The organism is Microbacterium sp. JZ70, from assembly GCF_053903225.1.
The window spans coordinates 1,518,869-1,534,682 of the sequence record NZ_CP096405.1 but is presented as its reverse complement, the minus strand read 5'-3'; the positions used below and the strand labels follow the sequence as shown (position 1 = coordinate 1,534,682).

The 15,814-nt window shown below is 72.7% G+C and carries 16 protein-coding genes; 5 read left to right on the top strand and 11 right to left on the bottom strand.

Annotated elements, in window-relative coordinates; genetic code table 11:
* Positions 1-58: 58 nt before the first annotated feature.
* The 5 genes from M1D46_RS06965 to M1D46_RS06945 all read right to left on the bottom strand — a co-directional run bounded on the left by M1D46_RS06965 (position 59) and on the right by M1D46_RS06945 (position 4,063).
* Positions 59-1,360: a GNAT family N-acetyltransferase gene (locus M1D46_RS06965; protein ID WP_456287003.1), complete on the bottom strand. Its 1,302-nt coding sequence runs from the start codon at positions 1,358-1,360 to the stop codon at positions 59-61.
* A gap of 353 nt (positions 1,361-1,713) precedes the next feature.
* The gene (locus M1D46_RS06960) at positions 1,714-1,962 is read right to left on the bottom strand and encodes a hypothetical protein (protein WP_456284813.1); all 249 of its coding nucleotides are present in this window, start codon (positions 1,960-1,962) and stop codon (positions 1,714-1,716) included.
* On the bottom strand, positions 1,962-3,149 hold the full coding sequence (locus tag M1D46_RS06955; RefSeq protein ID WP_456287002.1) for an anion permease: 1,188 nt from the start codon (positions 3,147-3,149) through the stop codon (positions 1,962-1,964). Before M1D46_RS06955 ends, M1D46_RS06960 begins: the two co-directional genes overlap by 1 nt.
* A gap of 57 nt (positions 3,150-3,206) precedes the next feature.
* A complete protein-coding gene (locus tag M1D46_RS06950) occupies positions 3,207-3,467 on the bottom strand; it encodes an anti-sigma factor family protein (RefSeq protein ID WP_271172300.1) in 261 nt (86 codons plus the stop codon).
* Positions 3,464-4,063, bottom strand: coding sequence for a sigma-70 family RNA polymerase sigma factor (locus M1D46_RS06945; RefSeq protein ID WP_271172301.1), 600 nt, complete (start codon positions 4,061-4,063; stop codon positions 3,464-3,466). Before M1D46_RS06945 ends, M1D46_RS06950 begins: the two co-directional genes overlap by 4 nt.
* 123 nt (positions 4,064-4,186) lie before the next feature.
* Here M1D46_RS06945 and aroA point away from each other — a divergent pair, with 123 nt between their 5' ends.
* Positions 4,187-5,545 carry a 3-phosphoshikimate 1-carboxyvinyltransferase gene (aroA, locus tag M1D46_RS06940; RefSeq protein ID WP_271172302.1) on the top strand — a complete coding sequence of 453 codons (1,359 nt, stop codon included), beginning with the start codon at positions 4,187-4,189 and terminating at the stop codon, positions 5,543-5,545.
* Positions 5,542-6,585 carry a ribosome small subunit-dependent GTPase A gene (gene rsgA, locus M1D46_RS06935; RefSeq protein ID WP_282978173.1) on the top strand — a complete coding sequence of 348 codons (1,044 nt, stop codon included), beginning with the start codon at positions 5,542-5,544 and terminating at the stop codon, positions 6,583-6,585. Before aroA ends, rsgA begins: the two co-directional genes overlap by 4 nt.
* 8 nt (positions 6,586-6,593) lie before the next feature.
* On the opposite strand, the gene M1D46_RS06930 is transcribed toward rsgA, so the two are convergent.
* The 4 genes from M1D46_RS06930 to M1D46_RS06915 form a co-directional block, all read right to left on the bottom strand.
* Positions 6,594-7,733: an SseB family protein gene (locus tag M1D46_RS06930; protein WP_456287001.1), complete on the bottom strand. Its 1,140-nt coding sequence runs from the start codon at positions 7,731-7,733 to the stop codon at positions 6,594-6,596.
* Positions 7,734-7,814: 81 nt separating this feature from the next.
* Positions 7,815-8,522 (bottom strand): YidC/Oxa1 family membrane protein insertase, encoded by a 708-nt coding sequence (locus tag M1D46_RS06925; RefSeq protein ID WP_456287000.1) that lies wholly within the window; start codon positions 8,520-8,522, stop codon positions 7,815-7,817.
* A gap of 76 nt (positions 8,523-8,598) precedes the next feature.
* Positions 8,599-8,898: a DUF6412 domain-containing protein gene (locus M1D46_RS06920; RefSeq protein WP_456286999.1), complete on the bottom strand. Its 300-nt coding sequence runs from the start codon at positions 8,896-8,898 to the stop codon at positions 8,599-8,601.
* Between the two features lie 45 nt (positions 8,899-8,943).
* On the bottom strand, positions 8,944-10,134 hold the full coding sequence (locus M1D46_RS06915) for an MFS transporter (protein ID WP_456286998.1): 1,191 nt from the start codon (positions 10,132-10,134) through the stop codon (positions 8,944-8,946).
* A 45-nt stretch (positions 10,135-10,179) separates the two neighbouring features.
* Between M1D46_RS06915 and M1D46_RS06910 the strand changes: the two genes are divergently transcribed.
* Positions 10,180-10,869: a GntR family transcriptional regulator gene (locus M1D46_RS06910; RefSeq protein WP_456286997.1), complete on the top strand. Its 690-nt coding sequence runs from the start codon at positions 10,180-10,182 to the stop codon at positions 10,867-10,869.
* Here the strand turns inward: M1D46_RS06910 and M1D46_RS06905 are convergent.
* Positions 10,866-13,244, bottom strand: coding sequence for an ATP-dependent helicase (locus M1D46_RS06905; protein ID WP_421075588.1), 2,379 nt, complete (start codon positions 13,242-13,244; stop codon positions 10,866-10,868). The two genes, M1D46_RS06910 and M1D46_RS06905, sit on opposite strands and share 4 nt — an antisense overlap.
* Positions 13,245-13,382: 138 nt before the next feature.
* On the opposite strand from M1D46_RS06905, the gene M1D46_RS06900 reads away from it, so the two are divergent.
* A complete protein-coding gene (locus tag M1D46_RS06900) occupies positions 13,383-14,033 on the top strand; it encodes a GntR family transcriptional regulator (RefSeq protein ID WP_456286996.1) in 651 nt (216 codons plus the stop codon).
* A gap of 62 nt (positions 14,034-14,095) precedes the next feature.
* Complete coding sequence (locus M1D46_RS06895; RefSeq protein ID WP_271172309.1) at positions 14,096-14,761, top strand: GntR family transcriptional regulator; 666 nt, start codon at positions 14,096-14,098, stop codon at positions 14,759-14,761.
* On the opposite strand, the gene M1D46_RS06890 is transcribed toward M1D46_RS06895, so the two are convergent.
* Positions 14,754-15,776, bottom strand: a complete 1,023-nt coding sequence (locus M1D46_RS06890; RefSeq protein ID WP_456286995.1) for a glycerophosphodiester phosphodiesterase family protein — start codon at positions 15,774-15,776, stop codon at positions 14,754-14,756. The two genes, M1D46_RS06895 and M1D46_RS06890, sit on opposite strands and share 8 nt — an antisense overlap.
* Positions 15,777-15,814: the final 38 nt, after the last annotated feature.

Genomic DNA, 15,814 nt, shown 5'->3' with positions numbered 1-15,814 from the left:
GGCCGGTCATCCCTCGGGATGGCCGGCCGCTTCGTCGTGCGGTGCGGATGCCGCGGGCTCAGTACCAGATGCTGAGCGACGGCGGCTGGGCGGGCCGGAACGCGACGTCGAGCGCCGCCGCGACCGCGCGGTCGCCCGCCATGCGACGTGCCGCGAGGAGACCGAGGGCGGGCACGCCCCCGAGGAAGATCGAGGACAGCTGCGCGATCCCGAGCCGGAGGTCGGGCGCCGCGTCCGTCGGCGCGACGTGCGCACGGCCATCCGCGCCGATCTCGAGGCGCCACGTGCCCGTCGTGAGGTCGAGCGGGTCGGTCACCTCGAGCGTCGCCGTCGCCGGTGCGGAGTACGTGCGCGCCTCGAGCGCGCGCGGAACGTCGAGGATGCGCAGCCAGCCGTGGTCGCGGATGGTCTGCACGGCGCCGCGCTCGTCGCTCACGAGCCAGCGGAGCGGGTCGTCGACGGGTCGCAGGTCGGTGCGGACCTCGGCCACGAGATCGTGCTGGAGGGCGAAGCGCAGGAGGGCGGCCGTCGCGTCGTCGGTCTCGGCCGCGAGATGGCGGATGTCCAGGCGCGCGAGCGCGAAGTCGCTCTCGCCCTCGGCGATCCGGTAGGCCATCGCGCCCCGCACGGCGCCGTCGGCGTCGACGTACCGCACGCCGCGGACGCTGTCGCCGTCCTTCACCGAGGAGGACAGGCCGGCGTGCTGCCGCCAGCGGCGCGGCCATCCGGCGATCTCGCCCGCGCGCAGCGTGCGCTGACGATCGTGCACCTCCCCGAGGTCGCGCGCGAGCTGCTCGCGGCTCACGAACTCGACGCGGCCGTCGGGATCGCCGCCGGACCATCCCGCCCGCCGCACATCGATCGTCCATCGGCTCATGGGGATCGCCGATCCGAAGCCGTACCGGCCGTAGATGGTGGTCTCGGTCACGGTCAGCCCCGCCATCGCGAGGCCGGCCTCGGCCGCGGCGCGCACCTCGCCCTCGAGCATGGCCCGCGCGATGCCGCGCCGCCGGTGGGTCGGCGACACGGTCACACCGCTGATCGCCCACATGTCGAGCTCGCCGCCGGGGATCGTCAGCGGCGTGACCCACGAATCGACCGTCGCGACCGGGATCTCCGGCTCGGCGATCGACGCGTCGAACACCGCCGTGTACCGGCGGTCGGCGAGCTGGGTGTGCTGCTCGGTGAGCGACTCGTCGTTCACCTCCGGGCCGAGGAATCCGCGCGACACGGCTTGGAGCGTGCGGCCCAGCGCGTCGCGGTCCGTCCCGTCGACGAGCCGGTAGTCGAGGCCGGCGGCGGCGAGGCGCGCGTGAGAGGTCGGGTCGGCGGGAACAGTGCGTGCGTCGATGGGGCTCACCGCACCAGCCTACGGGCGGGCGCGGACGCCGGGTCCGAGCCGCCGCCCGCGGCGGCAGGCGCGGAGCGGCGCAGGATGGCCCGAGGTGCGTCGCCCGAAGAGGGTCAGGCCCCGCGCGGGCGCACCTGCTCCCCCGGGCGTCTCCCGAATCGGATCGGTGGGGCGGATGTCGTCGTCTGCGCACGACACGCGCACACCAGCCCCGCGGCTCCGACAGGAGTGACGCCGGAGCCGTCCCGGGAATCGGACCGGCGGGACGGGTGTCGTCCCCTGAGCACGACACGCGCACACCCGCCCCGCGACTCCGACAAGCGTGACGCCGCGCGGGCCCAGCGGGATGGCTGCCGAGGGCCTCAGGCCCCGAACATCTGCTTCCCGAAGACGATGACGACGATCCCGAACAGGGCGGCGGCGATGCAGAGCCCGAAGCACGCCCACGCGCCGACGCGGGCGCCCGAGAAGCCGCCGGCTCCGGGTTCGGGGGCCGTGGCGAGGAGGCGGACCCCGAGCGCGAACAGCGCGGGGAGGCCGGCGCCGAGCAGGAGCCCGGCGACGAGCACCTGGCCGACGGAGCCGAGAATCGCGGAGACGTCGATGGCCATCAGCGCACCACCTTCACGACGCTCGTCACGTTCGACGTGTCGACCGTGACGCCGTCGTCCTTCCAGTCGTCGTTGACGTTGTGGTGCGACACCTCATTGTGCGTGGAGCGCCAGTACATGTAGCCGGACAGCCCGATGAGCAGGGCGAAGACGATGAGGACGCCGATGACGCCGGGGAACGCGGAGCCGATCCACCAGCACACGCCGCCGACAGCGGCCGCGGCCGGCAGCGTGATGATCCACGCGATGCCCATCCGCCCCGCGAGCTTCCAGCGGACCTCGGCGCCCTTCCGCCCCAGACCGGTGCCGAGGATGGATCCGGTCGCGACGTGCGTCGTCGACAGCGGGAGGCCGAGGTGGCTCGAGGTGAGGATGATCGCCGCGCTCGACGTCTCCGCGGCCATCCCCTGCGGCGCCGACAGCTCGACGAGGCCCTTTCCGAGCGTGCGGATGATGCGCCATCCGCCCAGGTAGGTTCCGAGCGCGATCGCGAGGGCGCACGTCAGCTTCACCCAGAACGGAACGTCGTCCTCGGGGTTCACCGCCCCGTATGCGATGAGCGCGAGGAAGATGACGCCCATCGTCTTCTGGGCGTCGTTGGTGCCGTGCGCGAGCGAGACGAGCGACGCCGAGCCGAGCTGGCCCCAGCGGAAGCCGCGCTCGGACTTCTCCGCCGGCACGCGGGCGGTGATGCGGTAGACGAGCACGGTGCCGACGCCCGCGATGAGGGCCGCGATGAGCGGCGACAGCACGGCGGGGATGAGCACCTTGCCGACGATGCCGGCCCACACGACGCCGTTCGCGCCGTTCACGATGCCCCAGACGAACGCCGAGCCGACGAGCCCGCCGAAGAGCGCGTGGCTCGACGACGACGGGAGGCCGAAGAGCCAGGTCACGAGATTCCAGATGATCGCGCCGACGAGGCCGCAGAAGACGATGAGCATCAGCTCCTCGCCCTGCGCCTGGTTCAGGTCGACGACGTCTCCGCCGACCGTCTTCGCGACCTCGATCGAGAGGAACGCGCCGACGAGGTTGAGCACGGCCGAGAGGGCGACGGCCGCCTTCGGTCTCAGAGCCCCGGTCGCGATGGACGTGGCCATCGCGTTGCCCGTGTCGTGGAACCCGTTGGTGAAGTCGAATGCCAGGGCGGTGACGACCACCAGCAGGAGGACGAAGAGCTCTTCCACGTCGTCTATTGTCCACCCCGAGACTGTGTGCTCGACGCCACGGTCTCAGGGGCGGTCTCAGACCGCTGTGTGGGCGGCCTGCGCCGCGCGCAGCTGGGCGAGGACGTGGTCGCGGAGCTCCTCGGGGGCGACCTCCTCGCGGCAGGAGCGCTGGATGGCCTCGGTGAGCGTGCGCTCGACGAGGACCTCGCCCTGGCAGCTCGGGCAGCTGTCGATGTGCTCCTTGATGTCGGAGTGCTCGGTCCGGCACAGCTCGATCGCGCCTCGGAGGTACGCCTCGAGGTCGCGCCGTGCTTTCTCGCAGCCGCAGTCGGTCATTTCTTCGCTCCTGTCTCGGCGGCCGAGATCCCGCGCTCGGCCGCATACTCGGTCAGCATCCCGCGCAGGAGCCGCCGGCCACGGTGCAGGCGGCTCATGACGGTGCCGATGGGGGTCTTCATGATGTCGGCGATCTCCTGGTAGGCGAAGCCCTCGACGTCGGCGAGGTACACCGCCATCCGGAAGTCGTCGGGGATGGACTGCAGAGCGTCCTTCACCACCGAGGCGGGCATGCGGTCGATCGCCTCGGCCTCGGCCGAGCGGCTGCTCATCGCGGTCGTCGACTCGGCGCCGCCGAGCTGCCAGTCCTCGAGGTCGTCGATCGTGCCCTGGTAGGGCTCGCGCTGCTTCTTCCGGTACGTGTTGATGTAGGTGTTCGTGAGGATGCGGTACAGCCACGCCTTGAGGTTGGTCCCCTGCGTGAACGACGACCACGACGCGAACGCCTTGACGAACGTCTCCTGGACGAGGTCCGCCGCATCCGGCGGGTTCCGGGTCATCCGCATCGCTGCGCCGTAGAGCTGGTCCATGAAGGGGAGCGCCTGCTCTTCGAACTGCGCGCGCGCGTCTGCCGGGGAGGGCTGTGCGTCGCTCATGATCGGCAAGTCTAGGCGCGCCGCGTCGGCGCCGCCGCAGGGCCCCGCGTCGACGTCCTCACGCGGATTCGCAAGGGTGGCGAACATCCGGCTCCTCTCGTGCATTCAGTAGGGTGGAACGCGATGACTGCCCGTGGGTATTCCCCCGACGGCCATGGCGCCGTGAACAGACCGCAGGGCGCGTACGAGGCGCCCGTCGCCGAGCGTGCGCTGGACGCGACCCTGGCCGTGCCCGGGTCGAAGTCGCTCACGAACCGCGAGCTCGTGCTCGCGGCCATCGCAGACGGGCCGAGCACCCTGCACCGGCCGCTGCACTCGGACGACTCACGCCGGATGATCGAGGCGCTCACCCAGCTGGGTGTCGGGATCGAGGAGGTCGAGGGCGACAGCCCGTTCGGGCCCGACCTGCACGTGACCCCTGCCGCTCCCCTGCGCGGCGGCGGCACGGTCGACTCGGGCCAGGCCGGCACGGTGATGCGGTTCGTCGCCCCGCTCGCGGGCCTCGCCGACGGCGACGTGCTCGTGACCGCTCACGAGAGCGCGCTGCACCGGCCGATGGGCGAGATGATCAAGGCGCTGCGCGACCTCGGCGTCGACATCGACGACGAGGGGCGCTGGTCGCTCCCGTTCCGCGTGCACGGACACGGCCATCTGCGCGGCGGGGAGATCGACATCGACGCCTCGGCGTCGAGCCAGTTCGTCTCGGGCCTCCTGCTCGCCGCCCCGCGCTTCGACGTCGGCCTGCGCCTGCGACACGTCGGCGCCCGCCTGCCCAGCGTCCCGCACATCGACATGACGATCGAGTCGCTCGCGCGACGCGGCGTGCTCGTCGAGCGGTCGGGCCACGGCGAGTGGATCGTGCCGGCCGGCCCCGTGCGCGCCAAGGACATCGCGATCGAGCCCGATCTGTCGAACGCCGCACCGTTCCTCGCGGCCGCCATGATCGCGGGCGGCCACGTGACGGTGACCGGATGGCCCGTGCACTCGACCCAGCCGGGAGCGCACCTCACCGAGATCCTCGCGCACATGGGCGCGCGCGTGACGCGGCGCTCGGGTGCGCTCACGGTCTCCGCGGGCAAGGGCCTGCACGGCGTCGACCTCGACCTCTCGGCGGTGAGCGAGCTCACGCCGACGCTCGTCGGGCTCGCGGCGTATGCGGACGGACCGTCGACCTTCCGCGGGATCGCGCACATCCGCGGGCACGAGACCGATCGCCTGGCCGCGCTCGCCCAGAACCTCCGCGCGGTCGGCGGCGAGGCCGAGGAGCTTCCGGACGGCATCCGCGTGTTCCCGCGGCCCCTCCGCGCGGGCACGTGGCGCGCGTTCCACGACCACCGCATCGCGACCACGGGCGCGCTCATCGGGCTGCGCACCCCGGGTGTCGTCGTCGACGACATCGGCACGACGGCGAAGACGCTGCCGGAGTTCGCCCAGCTGTGGGAGGGCCTCGTCGGCACGAGGTCGAGGAGCACCTCGGCGTGAGCTGGCTCGGCGACTCCGACGACCTCGACGACGAGTTCGACGAGTCGGATGTCCGTGTGCGGCCGAACCCGAAGGCCAACCGGCCGCGCACGAAGCGGCGCCCCGCACACGAGGACGCCCGCATCGCGCGGGTGCTCGGCGTCGACCGCGGGCGCTACACCCTGCTCATCGACGAGGACGGCCCCGACGAGCACGAGGCGACGGCCGCCCGCGCGCGCGAGCTGCGCCGCACGCCGATCGTCACGGGCGACCGCGCGCGCGTCGTGGGCGACACGTCGGGCCGTGAGGGCACGCTCGGGCGCATCGTCGGCATCGAGGAGCGCACGTCGCTCCTGCGTCGCAGCGCCGACGACACCGACCAGGTCGAGCGGGTCGTCGTCGCGAACGCCGACCAGATGCTCGTCGTCGTCGCCGCGGCCGATCCCGAGCCGCGCCCGCGCCTCGTCGACCGCTACCTCGTGGCGGCCCTCGACGCCGGCATCCGGCCGCTCCTCGTCGTCACGAAGACCGACCTCGCCGACCCCGAGGGGTTCCTCGCGCACTTCGAGGGCCTTCCCGACCTGCGCGTCTTCCGCAGCGCGCGCGGCGAGACGCCAGTCGCCGAGATCGGAGCGGCGCTCGTGGGCCATTCGACGGTCTTCGTCGGGCACTCCGGCGTCGGCAAGTCGACGCTCGTGAACGCCCTCGTGCCCGGCGCCGGCCGCGCGACGGGGCATGTGAACGAGGTGACCGGCCGCGGCCGGCACACGTCGTCCTCCACGGTGTCGCTGCGATACGAGGGCCGACGGGGCAAGGGATGGGTGATCGACACCCCGGGCGTGCGCTCGTTCGGGCTCGGCCATGTCGACCCCGCGAACATCCTCCGGGCGTACCCCGATCTCGACGCCGTCGCCGAGGAGTGCCCGCGCGGGTGCACGCACCTGCCCGACGCGCCGGACTGCGCGCTCAACGAGGCGGTCGCGGAGCACCGGCTGCCCGCGCCGCGCCTGGACTCGCTGCAGCGCCTGCTCGAGACGTTCGCGGCGCGCGCGGAGTACTGAGCCCGCCCCTACTCCTCCTCGAGGGCGAGCACCGGGGCGAGCTCGTCGCGCGTGAGCGTGATGAGCGGCCCCGCCGGGTCGATGAGCACGCCGCCCAGCTCCTCGTGGTCGCGGAGCATCTTCGCGAGCTTGACGACCTTGATCGGGAGCGCCTTCTCGCCGCGGCCCTGCGCGACGACCTCGAGGGGGTGCGAGTGCAACTGCACGAGGCGCGTGCCGTCGGCCAGGCGCGCCTCGGCGATCCCCATCTTCGTCTGGTCCTCCGCGAGCGAGCCGACCGCGACCCAGAGCGGCGGGGCCTCCGCGAGCAGCGCGGCGACCTTGTGCGGGGTGTCGGCCTCGCGCGGCGCCGTGAGCAGCGCCTTGAGGCGGAACTCCGGGTCGGCCTGGTTCATCGCCTGCTCGATGATGTCGCGCGGCAGCACCACGCGGTGCGGTGCGGAGTTGTTGTCGATGATGATGCCGCCGAAGTCGCCCTTGAGCAGCTGCGTGAGCAGCGCCGCGACGGGCTGCGCAACAGCCGACGTCTCCGTGTCGCCATCGCTCTGGACGGCGTCGCGCAGGGCCTTGCCCGAGCTGAACGCGACCATGAAGTTCTGGTCGCCCACGCGCGCGATGCCGAAGGTGACGGGCTTCCCCTCCGCGATCTGCTGGCGCGCATCGCCCTTCACCCGCAGGAAGACGTGGCCCTGCAGCATCTGCCGCAGCACGCCCATGACCTGCGGGCCGGTCGGCTTCTCCGGGAGAGCCGCGAGCGCGTCGCGCAGCAGCGCGTTGTCGCGCAGGCCCGGCACGGTCTCGAGCTGGGTGGGCGGAGCGGCGGGCGCCTTGGGCAGTTCGGGGCGCGCGGGCGGGGTCGGCTCGGGCGCCGGGCGGCGCGTGACGGACGGCCCGGGCTGAGCGGGCGCAGACGGCGCGGCCGGGGCGGGCGCGGGCTCGTCGGACGGCGGGGCGATCTCGGGCCCCGAGGGCGCTCCCACGCCGCGGAACGCGGAGAACGAGATGCCGACCTCGGGTGTCTGCTCGGCGGGAGCCTCCGGCTCGGCGGGAGCGTCGGCCGCCGCAGCGGCCCCCTCGCCTTCGACCGGGGTCGAAGCGGCCTCCTCCGTCGCGGGGTCGGTCTTCTTCTTCCTCGAGAACAGGCCCATGCGCCCAGCCTACGGGTCGCCGACGGGCCCTCCGGCCGCTTCGCACGCCCTGCCCAGGTTGCGCGGCGCATCCGCCCTCGCTCACGGAAGCGGGTACCGCCTGCGCAGCAGCGCGCGCTGCCCGAGCGTCCATGACATGGTCGTGAGCAGGTAGATGCCTGCCGCGAGCGGCAGAAACGGCGCGATGAGGGCGGTCGTGTGCACGAGCAGTCCGACCTGACGGAGAATCGCAGGCCCTTCGAGCGAAGCAGGCGGACGGAAGGCGCGGCGGGTGATCTCTGCGATCAGCGCGAGCAGTCCGACGAGCACCGCGAACACGATGGCGCCCTCGGCGCCTGCGCTGAGCGCGTTCGCGCCGAGCGACACACCCGCGAGCTGCTCCTCGAGGAGCCCGTTCGGGCGCCCTGCGACCACGGGGTGGAGGAATACGGCAGAGAGCACGCCGATGACGGGCGCCTGCGCGAGCATGGGGAGGATGCCGGCGAGAGGAGACACGCTCTCTTCCGCGTAGGCCCGCGCAGTCTCGCGCTGGAGGCGCTGCGGGTCGCGTCGGTGCCGGTCCGCGATGGCCTTCAGCCGCGGAGCGATACGCGCTCTCGCCTGCTCGGCCTTCGCCTGCGCGACGCCGGCCGGGAGCAGAAGAGCACGCACGAGGAGTGTGGCGACGACCACGGCGAGCGCGCCGGAAGCCGTACCGGCGAGCGGCCGGAGAACGTCGGCGATGCCGACGAGGAGGGTCGCCGCGGCGTCGAGCACGGCGGCGAGCGGGGGCAGAGCGAAGGGGTCCATGAGTGTCCTGACGTCGAGGCGGATGCGGCTGATGGCCGCATGCGCGTCGACGGCGCGCCTGGGCGCGCGGACGCCGCTACGCGGCCGGAGCCGCGCCGCCCGGCGCGCGCGGGCGCGGATGCCCCGCGGCACCCGGGTCGCACTGCGCGGGCGCGCCGCGCTCGCGTCGCTCGGCGCGCAGGCGCCGGCGGATGGCAGGCCGCGCGTCTCCTGCCGCTGTCGGCTTCGTGGCGATGGCGAGGATGGCCAGCGCGGCCGCCGCGAGAGCGAGCGCGCCGAGGGCGACCGGCTCCTGAACAGCGGCGGAGCCGAGCGCCACCAGGAGCAGACGCACGAGGGTGCCGATCCACTCGATCATGCCGTCGCCTCCCCTCATCCGAAGAGTATCGCGCTCCGCCGCCTCGCAGGGCCCGCTCGTCGCTCAGGCGGCGTGCTCGTCGTGCCGCGGGATGAGCGGATAGGCCGCGAGCGGCACGAGCGCCGTGAGCGCGAAGGCGAGCGGGAAGCCGACGGCCGTGATGAGCGCGCCCATCACGGGGCCGACGGCGGATGCCGCGACGAACTGCCCCGTGTTCTGGATGCCGAGCGCCTTGCCCGACCACGCCGATCCGGCCGCCTCCGCGACCGAGGTGAACGCGAGGCCGTTGTCGGCGACCGTGACGCTCGTGGCGATGACGAAGACGACCGCCGCGGCGGCGCCCGCCTCGAGCGCCGCCACGAGGGCGAGCGCGGCCATGACGACGACGCCGCTCACCGCAACCCAGCGCAGGACGCGCATGCGGCTGCCGACCCGATCGCTCAGCGCGCCGACCGCGATCCGCCCGAACGCGCCGACGAACTGCGACGCGGCGATGAGCGCGCCCGCCGCCGCGGCGTCCCACCCGAGTCCCGCGATCAGCCACACCATCCCGAACGTCGACAGGAGGAACTGCGGGAAGACGAGAAGCAGCGACACCGCGTGCACGCGGGCCAGGAAGCCGCTGCGGCGATACGGGTTCGCGCCCGCGGGCGCTCCTGGCACGGCCGGGGTCCGGGGCGGGTTCTCGACGCCCAGGGCGCACAGCACGGCGAGGAGGCCGGTCGCGGCCGCCGACACGAGAAGCGGCGCCGCGATGCCGCCGGCGTCGGCGAGCCCGGGCACGACGAGCGCGGCGACCGCGACGCCCAGCGGCTGCGACATCTGGCGGATGCCCATGGCGGTGCCCCGACGACGGCGCGGGAACCAGCCGACGACGATCCGGCCACTCGCCGAGTTCACGCTCGCCGAGGCGGCCCCGCCGAGGAGGAGCAGGGCCCCGAAGCCGAGGACGTCGGAGACGGCCGACGCCGCGAGCGCGAAGACCGCCGTCAGGGCGAGCCCGCCGGCGATGACCCACCGCTCGCCGTGGCGATCCGCGAGGTGCCCCCACAGCACGAGCGTCGTCACCATGCCGAGGGTGGGCGCGGCGGCGAGCGCGCCGGCCTCGGCCAGCGACATGCCGCGCTCGAGGTGCAGCAGCGGGATGAGGTACGCGGGCGTGCTGACGAGCATGGTCCCGGCCGCCTGCGCGAGCACGCCGAGCACGAGCATCCGCCAGGCCTTGACGGGGGCGCGGGTGATGATGTCGGTCATGGCTCCTCCTCGGTGTACCGTACTGGTATACCACTGGAGGATGCCATGCCGCACACCGACGACCGCGCCCCCTATGCGACCCTGCGCGCGGCCATCCTGTCGTTCGATCTGCTCCCCGGCGAGTCCCTCAGCGAGCGCGGGCTGGAGCCGCTGACCGGCGCATCGCGCACCCCGATCCGCGCCGCCCTCCTCCGCCTCGAGGGCGAGGGGCTCACGCGGCGGGATGGTCGCGGGTGGCGGGTCGCGCCGATCGACCTCAGCGAGGTGCGCGCGGCCATGGAGTTCCGCGAGGCCGTGGAGACCGGGGCCGTGGCCCTCGTCGTCGACCGGGCGTCGGACGACGACCTCGCGGCGCTCCGCGCGCTCGCCGAGGAACCCGAGCACGACGACGAGGAGGCGGGCGTCCGCGACGGCGGCGACTTCCACGTCGCCCTCGCGCGCCTGTCGGGCAACGCGTTCTTCGCCGACGCGCTGGCCGACGTGATGACGCGTCTGAGCCGCACGCGATGGCTCGAGGTGCGCACGCCGCAGGCGCGCGCCCACGCGCGCGACGAGCATGCGGCCATCCTCGATGCGATCCTCGCGCGCGAGGCCGAGACGGCGGCGGCGCTCGTCGCAGCGCACGCACGCGGCACACGCGAGCGCCTCGTCGGCTTCCTCGAGGGCGAGCGGCGCCGCCTCCGGGGCCGCGGGATGGCGATCGTCGACGGCGGCGCGGAGCCGAGCGCGGGCTAGAGCTTGGCGATCGGCGCGACCTTGATGAGGAGCTTCTTGGCTCCGGCCTCGTCGAAGCGCACGTGCGCGATGCGCTTGGCGCCCTCCCCCGTGATCGCGTCGACGGTCCCCTCGCCGAAGTCGTCGTGGCGGATGCGGTCGCCCGCGGCGAGCTCGAGGTCTCCGTTGTCGCGCACCTTGTTCGTGACGAGCCCGGGGAAGCGGTCCATCGCGGTCGACTTCGGCTTGAGGCCCCCGCCGGCCGGCAGCGGCTTCACACCCCAGCGGTCGCTCGATCCGCCGGGTCGGCGCGCGTTGAGGGCGCGCGACTGGGTTCCGCCGCGGGAGTTCACGTCGCCGGGAGACTGCTTCCAGTCGATGAGGGCCGCCGGGATCTCCTGCAGGAACCGGCTCGGCATCGCGACCGTGACCTCGCCGAACTGCGCACGGGTCATCGCGAGCGACAGGTAGAGGCGTTTGCGGGCCCGCGTGATCCCGACGTAGAACAGGCGCCGCTCCTCCTGCGGGCCGCCCGGCTCGCCCGCCGAGATGCGGTGCGGGATGAGGTCCTCCTCGACGCCCGTGACGAACACGGCGTCGAACTCGAGCCCCTTCGCCGTGTGCAGCGTCATGAGCGAGACGGCACCCGACTCGTCGTCGAGGTCGTCGGTGTCGGCGACGAGCGCGACCTCGGTGAGGAAGTCGACGATCGTGCCCTCGGGGTTGTTCCGCGCGAACTCGCGCGTGACCGCGACGAGCTCGTCGAGGTTCTCGACGCGCGCCTCGTCCTGCGGATCGCGGCTCATGCGCAGCGCGTCGAGGTAGCCGCTCTTGTTGAGGAGCACCTGCAGGCCCTCCGTGACCGCGGATGGCGGCGCCTGCTCCCCCGAGGCGGGGAAGAGGATCCCGCTCGCCTCGCGGAGCACCTCGTCGAGCTGGGCGATCGCCTTCTGCAGCTTGGGGCCGAGCCCCATCTCCGCCGGGTGCGCGAGCGCGTCGCGGAACGACAGGCCGTTGTCGGCCGCGAATCGCGCGATCGTCGTCTCGGTGACGTCGCCGATGCCGCGCTTGGGCTTGTTCAGGATGCGCCGCACGGCCATCTCGTCGGCGGGGTTCGCCACGGCGACGAGGTAGGCCAGGGCGTCCTTGATCTCCGCGCGGTCGTAGAACTTCGTGCCGCCCATGATCTTGTAGGGCACCGCGGCGCGGATGAAGATCTCCTCGAGCGCACGGGACTGCGAGTTCGTGCGGTAGAACACGGCCATCTGCTGGTAGTCGATGCCCGAGCGCCGCAGCTTCTCGATCTCGTCGGCGACGAACTGCGCCTCGTCGTGCTGCGAGTAGCCCGTGAAGCCGACGATCTTCTCGCCCTCGCCCTGGTCGCTCCAGAGGCGCTTGTCCTTGCGGTCGAAGTTGTTGCGGATCACCGCGTTCGCCGCGTCGAGGATGTTCTGGCTCGACCGGTAGTTCTGCTCGAGGAGGACGACCTTCGCGCCAGGGAAGTCGCGCTCGAACTCGGTGATGTTGCGGATGTCCGCCCCGCGGAACGCGTAGATCGACTGGTCCGAGTCGCCGACGACCGTGAGGGAGGCCGCCGGCTCGTCCTCGAACACCATGCCGCCGGCCGCTTCCGCCTGCACGGGCCGCGTCAGCTCGCGGATGAGCTGGTACTGCGCGTGGTTCGTGTCCTGGTACTCGTCGACGAGGATGTGGCGGAACCGCTTGCGGTAGACGTCGGCGACGTGCGGGAACGCCCGGAAGAGGAAGACGGTCTGCGCGATGAGGTCGTCGAAGTCGAAGGCGTTCGCCTTCTGCAGCTCGCGCTGGTAGTCGCCGAAGATCTCGACGAACTTCCGCTCGGCGGGGTCGTTCATGTTGGCGTCGCGCGCGTACGACTCGGCGTCGGCGAGCTCGTTCTTGAGCTTGGAGATGCGCGACTGCACGCCGGCCGGGGTCAGCCCGAGCGCGTCGGCCTCGCGCTCGCGCACGAGGCGCTTGAGGAGCGCGCGCGAGTCGCCGGAGTCGTAGATCGTGAACGCCTTCGTGAAGCCGAACTGCTCGGCCTCGCGGCGCAGGATGCGCACGCACGCCGAGTGGAACGTCGAGATCCACATGCCGCGCGCGCTGTCGCCCACGATCTGCTCGACGCGCTCGCGCATCTCGCCCGCGGCCTTGTTCGTGAAGGTGATCGCGAGGATCTGGCTCGGCCACGCCTCTCGACTGCGCAGGAGCGAGGCGATGCGGTGCGTGAGGACCCGCGTCTTGCCCGACCCGGCACCCGCCACGATGAGCAGAGCGGGGCCGCGGTACTCGACGGCCTCGCGCTGCGGCGGATTGAGCCCCTTCAGCAGATCGTCGTCGGCGGCGGCGGAGAGGGGGAAGAGCGCGTCTGTCATGTCCCTTCGAGTGTAGGGCGGGCCCCTGACAAGGGCAGATGTACCCGTATTCCGGAGGAACAACACAGCTGGTGAGAGCGACATATCGCAGGTGCGAGGAGTAGTGTTCATCCGTTCGCATCGACTGGGGAGGTTACGATGCCGAATTTCACTGGGAAACTCGACCTATCGCCGGCACGACTGGGCGACGCCGTGTACGACAGGATCGCGGCGGCCATCGTCGACGGCTCCTTCGCGCCCGGAGAGCGCATCCGCGACCTCGACATCGCCGAGAGCCTGGGGGTCTCGCGCATGCCGGTCCGCGAGGCTCTGCAGCGCCTCGAGCGGGAGGGGCTCATCGAGATGTCGGCGAGCCGCTTCACGCGCGTGACCGAGATCACGCCCGAGATGGTGACCGCGAGCATCGAGTTCGCGCGCTACCAGACCGGCGTGGCCGCGCGGATGGCCGTGGAGCGGATGGACGACGCCGCGCGCAGGCGCAGCCTCGAGCTGCTCGAGGACCTGCGGACGGCACTCGCCGCCGGCGATCGCGACCGCGCGCGCGAGAGCTACTTCGCGTGCTTCCTGTTCCTCGTCGACCAGACGGAGAACCCGGTCTTCCGCTCCGTCACGATGGACGCGCGGTTCGCGCTCGAGCGCAACATCCGCAGCGGCAGCTTCGCGATCGCCGTGGACGACGCGGTGTCGGCGCTCTTCGACGAGCTGCGCGACGCGATCGAGAGCGCGGACGCGCTGCGGGCCGAGCAGAGCATCCTCGAGCTGTTCGACGCCACGACCTCGCGCGACTGACCCCACGACACCCTGTTGCACGAAGCGCCGGTGGCGCTACCGTGTGTCCAAGGGGGTCTGCCATGCAGCGATACAGGGGGCAGGTGCGTGTCGTCGAGCACGCCGGGGAGATGAAGCGCACGTCGGAGCACGTACGCGAGGCGATCAGGACAGGAGCGCTGCCGCCGGGAGCGCGGATCCGCGACGCGGTGATCGCCGACGAGCTCGGGATCCCTCGCGCGATCGTGCGCGTCGCGCTGCGCGAGCTGGAGCGCGTGGGGCTCGTCCGCGAGACCCGCAGCCGGTTCTACCGCGTCGCCGAGCACGCCCCCGACCGCTTCCACATCGCGATGGAGTGCCTGGGGATCGAGGTCGGCATCGGCCTCCATCTCGCGCTCGCGCGGGTCGACAGCGCCGCGCGGGTGCGCCTGGCGCAGCTGTTCCGCGCGCTCGCCGCGCTGTGCGACGAGGGCCAGCACACGCCGGAGGTGCTCTACGGGGCCGCGCGGGTGGCCTTCGATGCGACCATCGAGGCCGCGGGCAACCCGTTCCTCCGCGTGTCCTTCGACCGCGCGTGGGGCGAGCTCATGCGCAGCACGCGGGGCGGCCATCCGCTGCTGAACCCTCCGGAGTTCATCGCGGCACGCGCGCGCGAGGTCGCCACGGCCATCCAGGCGTCCGACGCCCGCACCGCAGAGCGTTGCCTCGGTCGGATCTTCCGGGCCGACATGAGCTCCTCCGTCAGCTGACGACGCGGACGCGGAACACGTCCGCCCCCAGATCGGGATGGTCGACGAACACGCCGTCCACCCCGCTCGCGCGCACGAGCTCCCACTCGGCCGCGTAGTCGCCGAACGCCGCGCGCCCACCCGCGCCGCGGAACTCGGGAACGAGGAACGCGTTCTCGGGGCGGCAGGTCCAGGTGAACACCTGCAGCCCGCGGTCGTGCGCGTCGGCGACGAGCCGACCCGGCCCGGTCGCGCGCCCCGCGCCGTCGGGGCGGAGGATCATGCGCTTGTCGACGCTGATGCCGTCGACCACGCCGACGAGCTCGTCGAGACCGGCCGGCGTCGCGGTCTGCGCGTAGCTGCGCGCCGCGGCGCCATCGCGCACGAGGAGGTCGAAGGCCGTCCCCCGGGCTTCGAGCAGGTGGATGTAGGTCCCGGGCACGCCGCGCGCACGCAGCCGCCGCAGCACCGTCTCCTCGAACGCCTCGACGATGAGAGGGAGCGACCCGTCCAGCCAGCCCGCGGTGGCGAGGTCGCGCTCGATGAGGGGCACGAGATCGAGGCCGACGCGCTCGAAGTACGTCGCATGCTTGATCTCGAGCACGACGCCGATCTCGCGCCCGTGCTCGGCGGACGCTGCGCGAACGAGCTCGAGCAGCTCGTCCAGCCGCAGGATGGGCTCGGCCCCGTCGAATGTCGCGCTCGCGGGCCGCAGGTCGGGGATCCGCTCGCGCGTGCGCAGGGTCGCGAGCTCGTCCCACGTGAAGTCCTCCGTGAACCAGCCGTCGAGCCGCTCGCCGTCGACGGTCTTCGCCGTCCGACGATCGGCGAACTCGGGATGGTCGGCGATATCGGTCGTGCCGGAGATCTCGTTCTCGTGCCGGACCACGAGCACGCCGTCGCGCGTGGCGACGACATCGGGCTCGACGGCGTCGACGCCCATCGCGAAGGCGAGGGCGTAGGACGAGCGCGAGTGCTCGGGCCGATACCCCGGTGCTCCGCGGTGGCCGATGACGAGCGGATGGCGACGGGGCATACGAGAAGGCTAGCCAGCGCGCGGGAAGCGGGATTTCG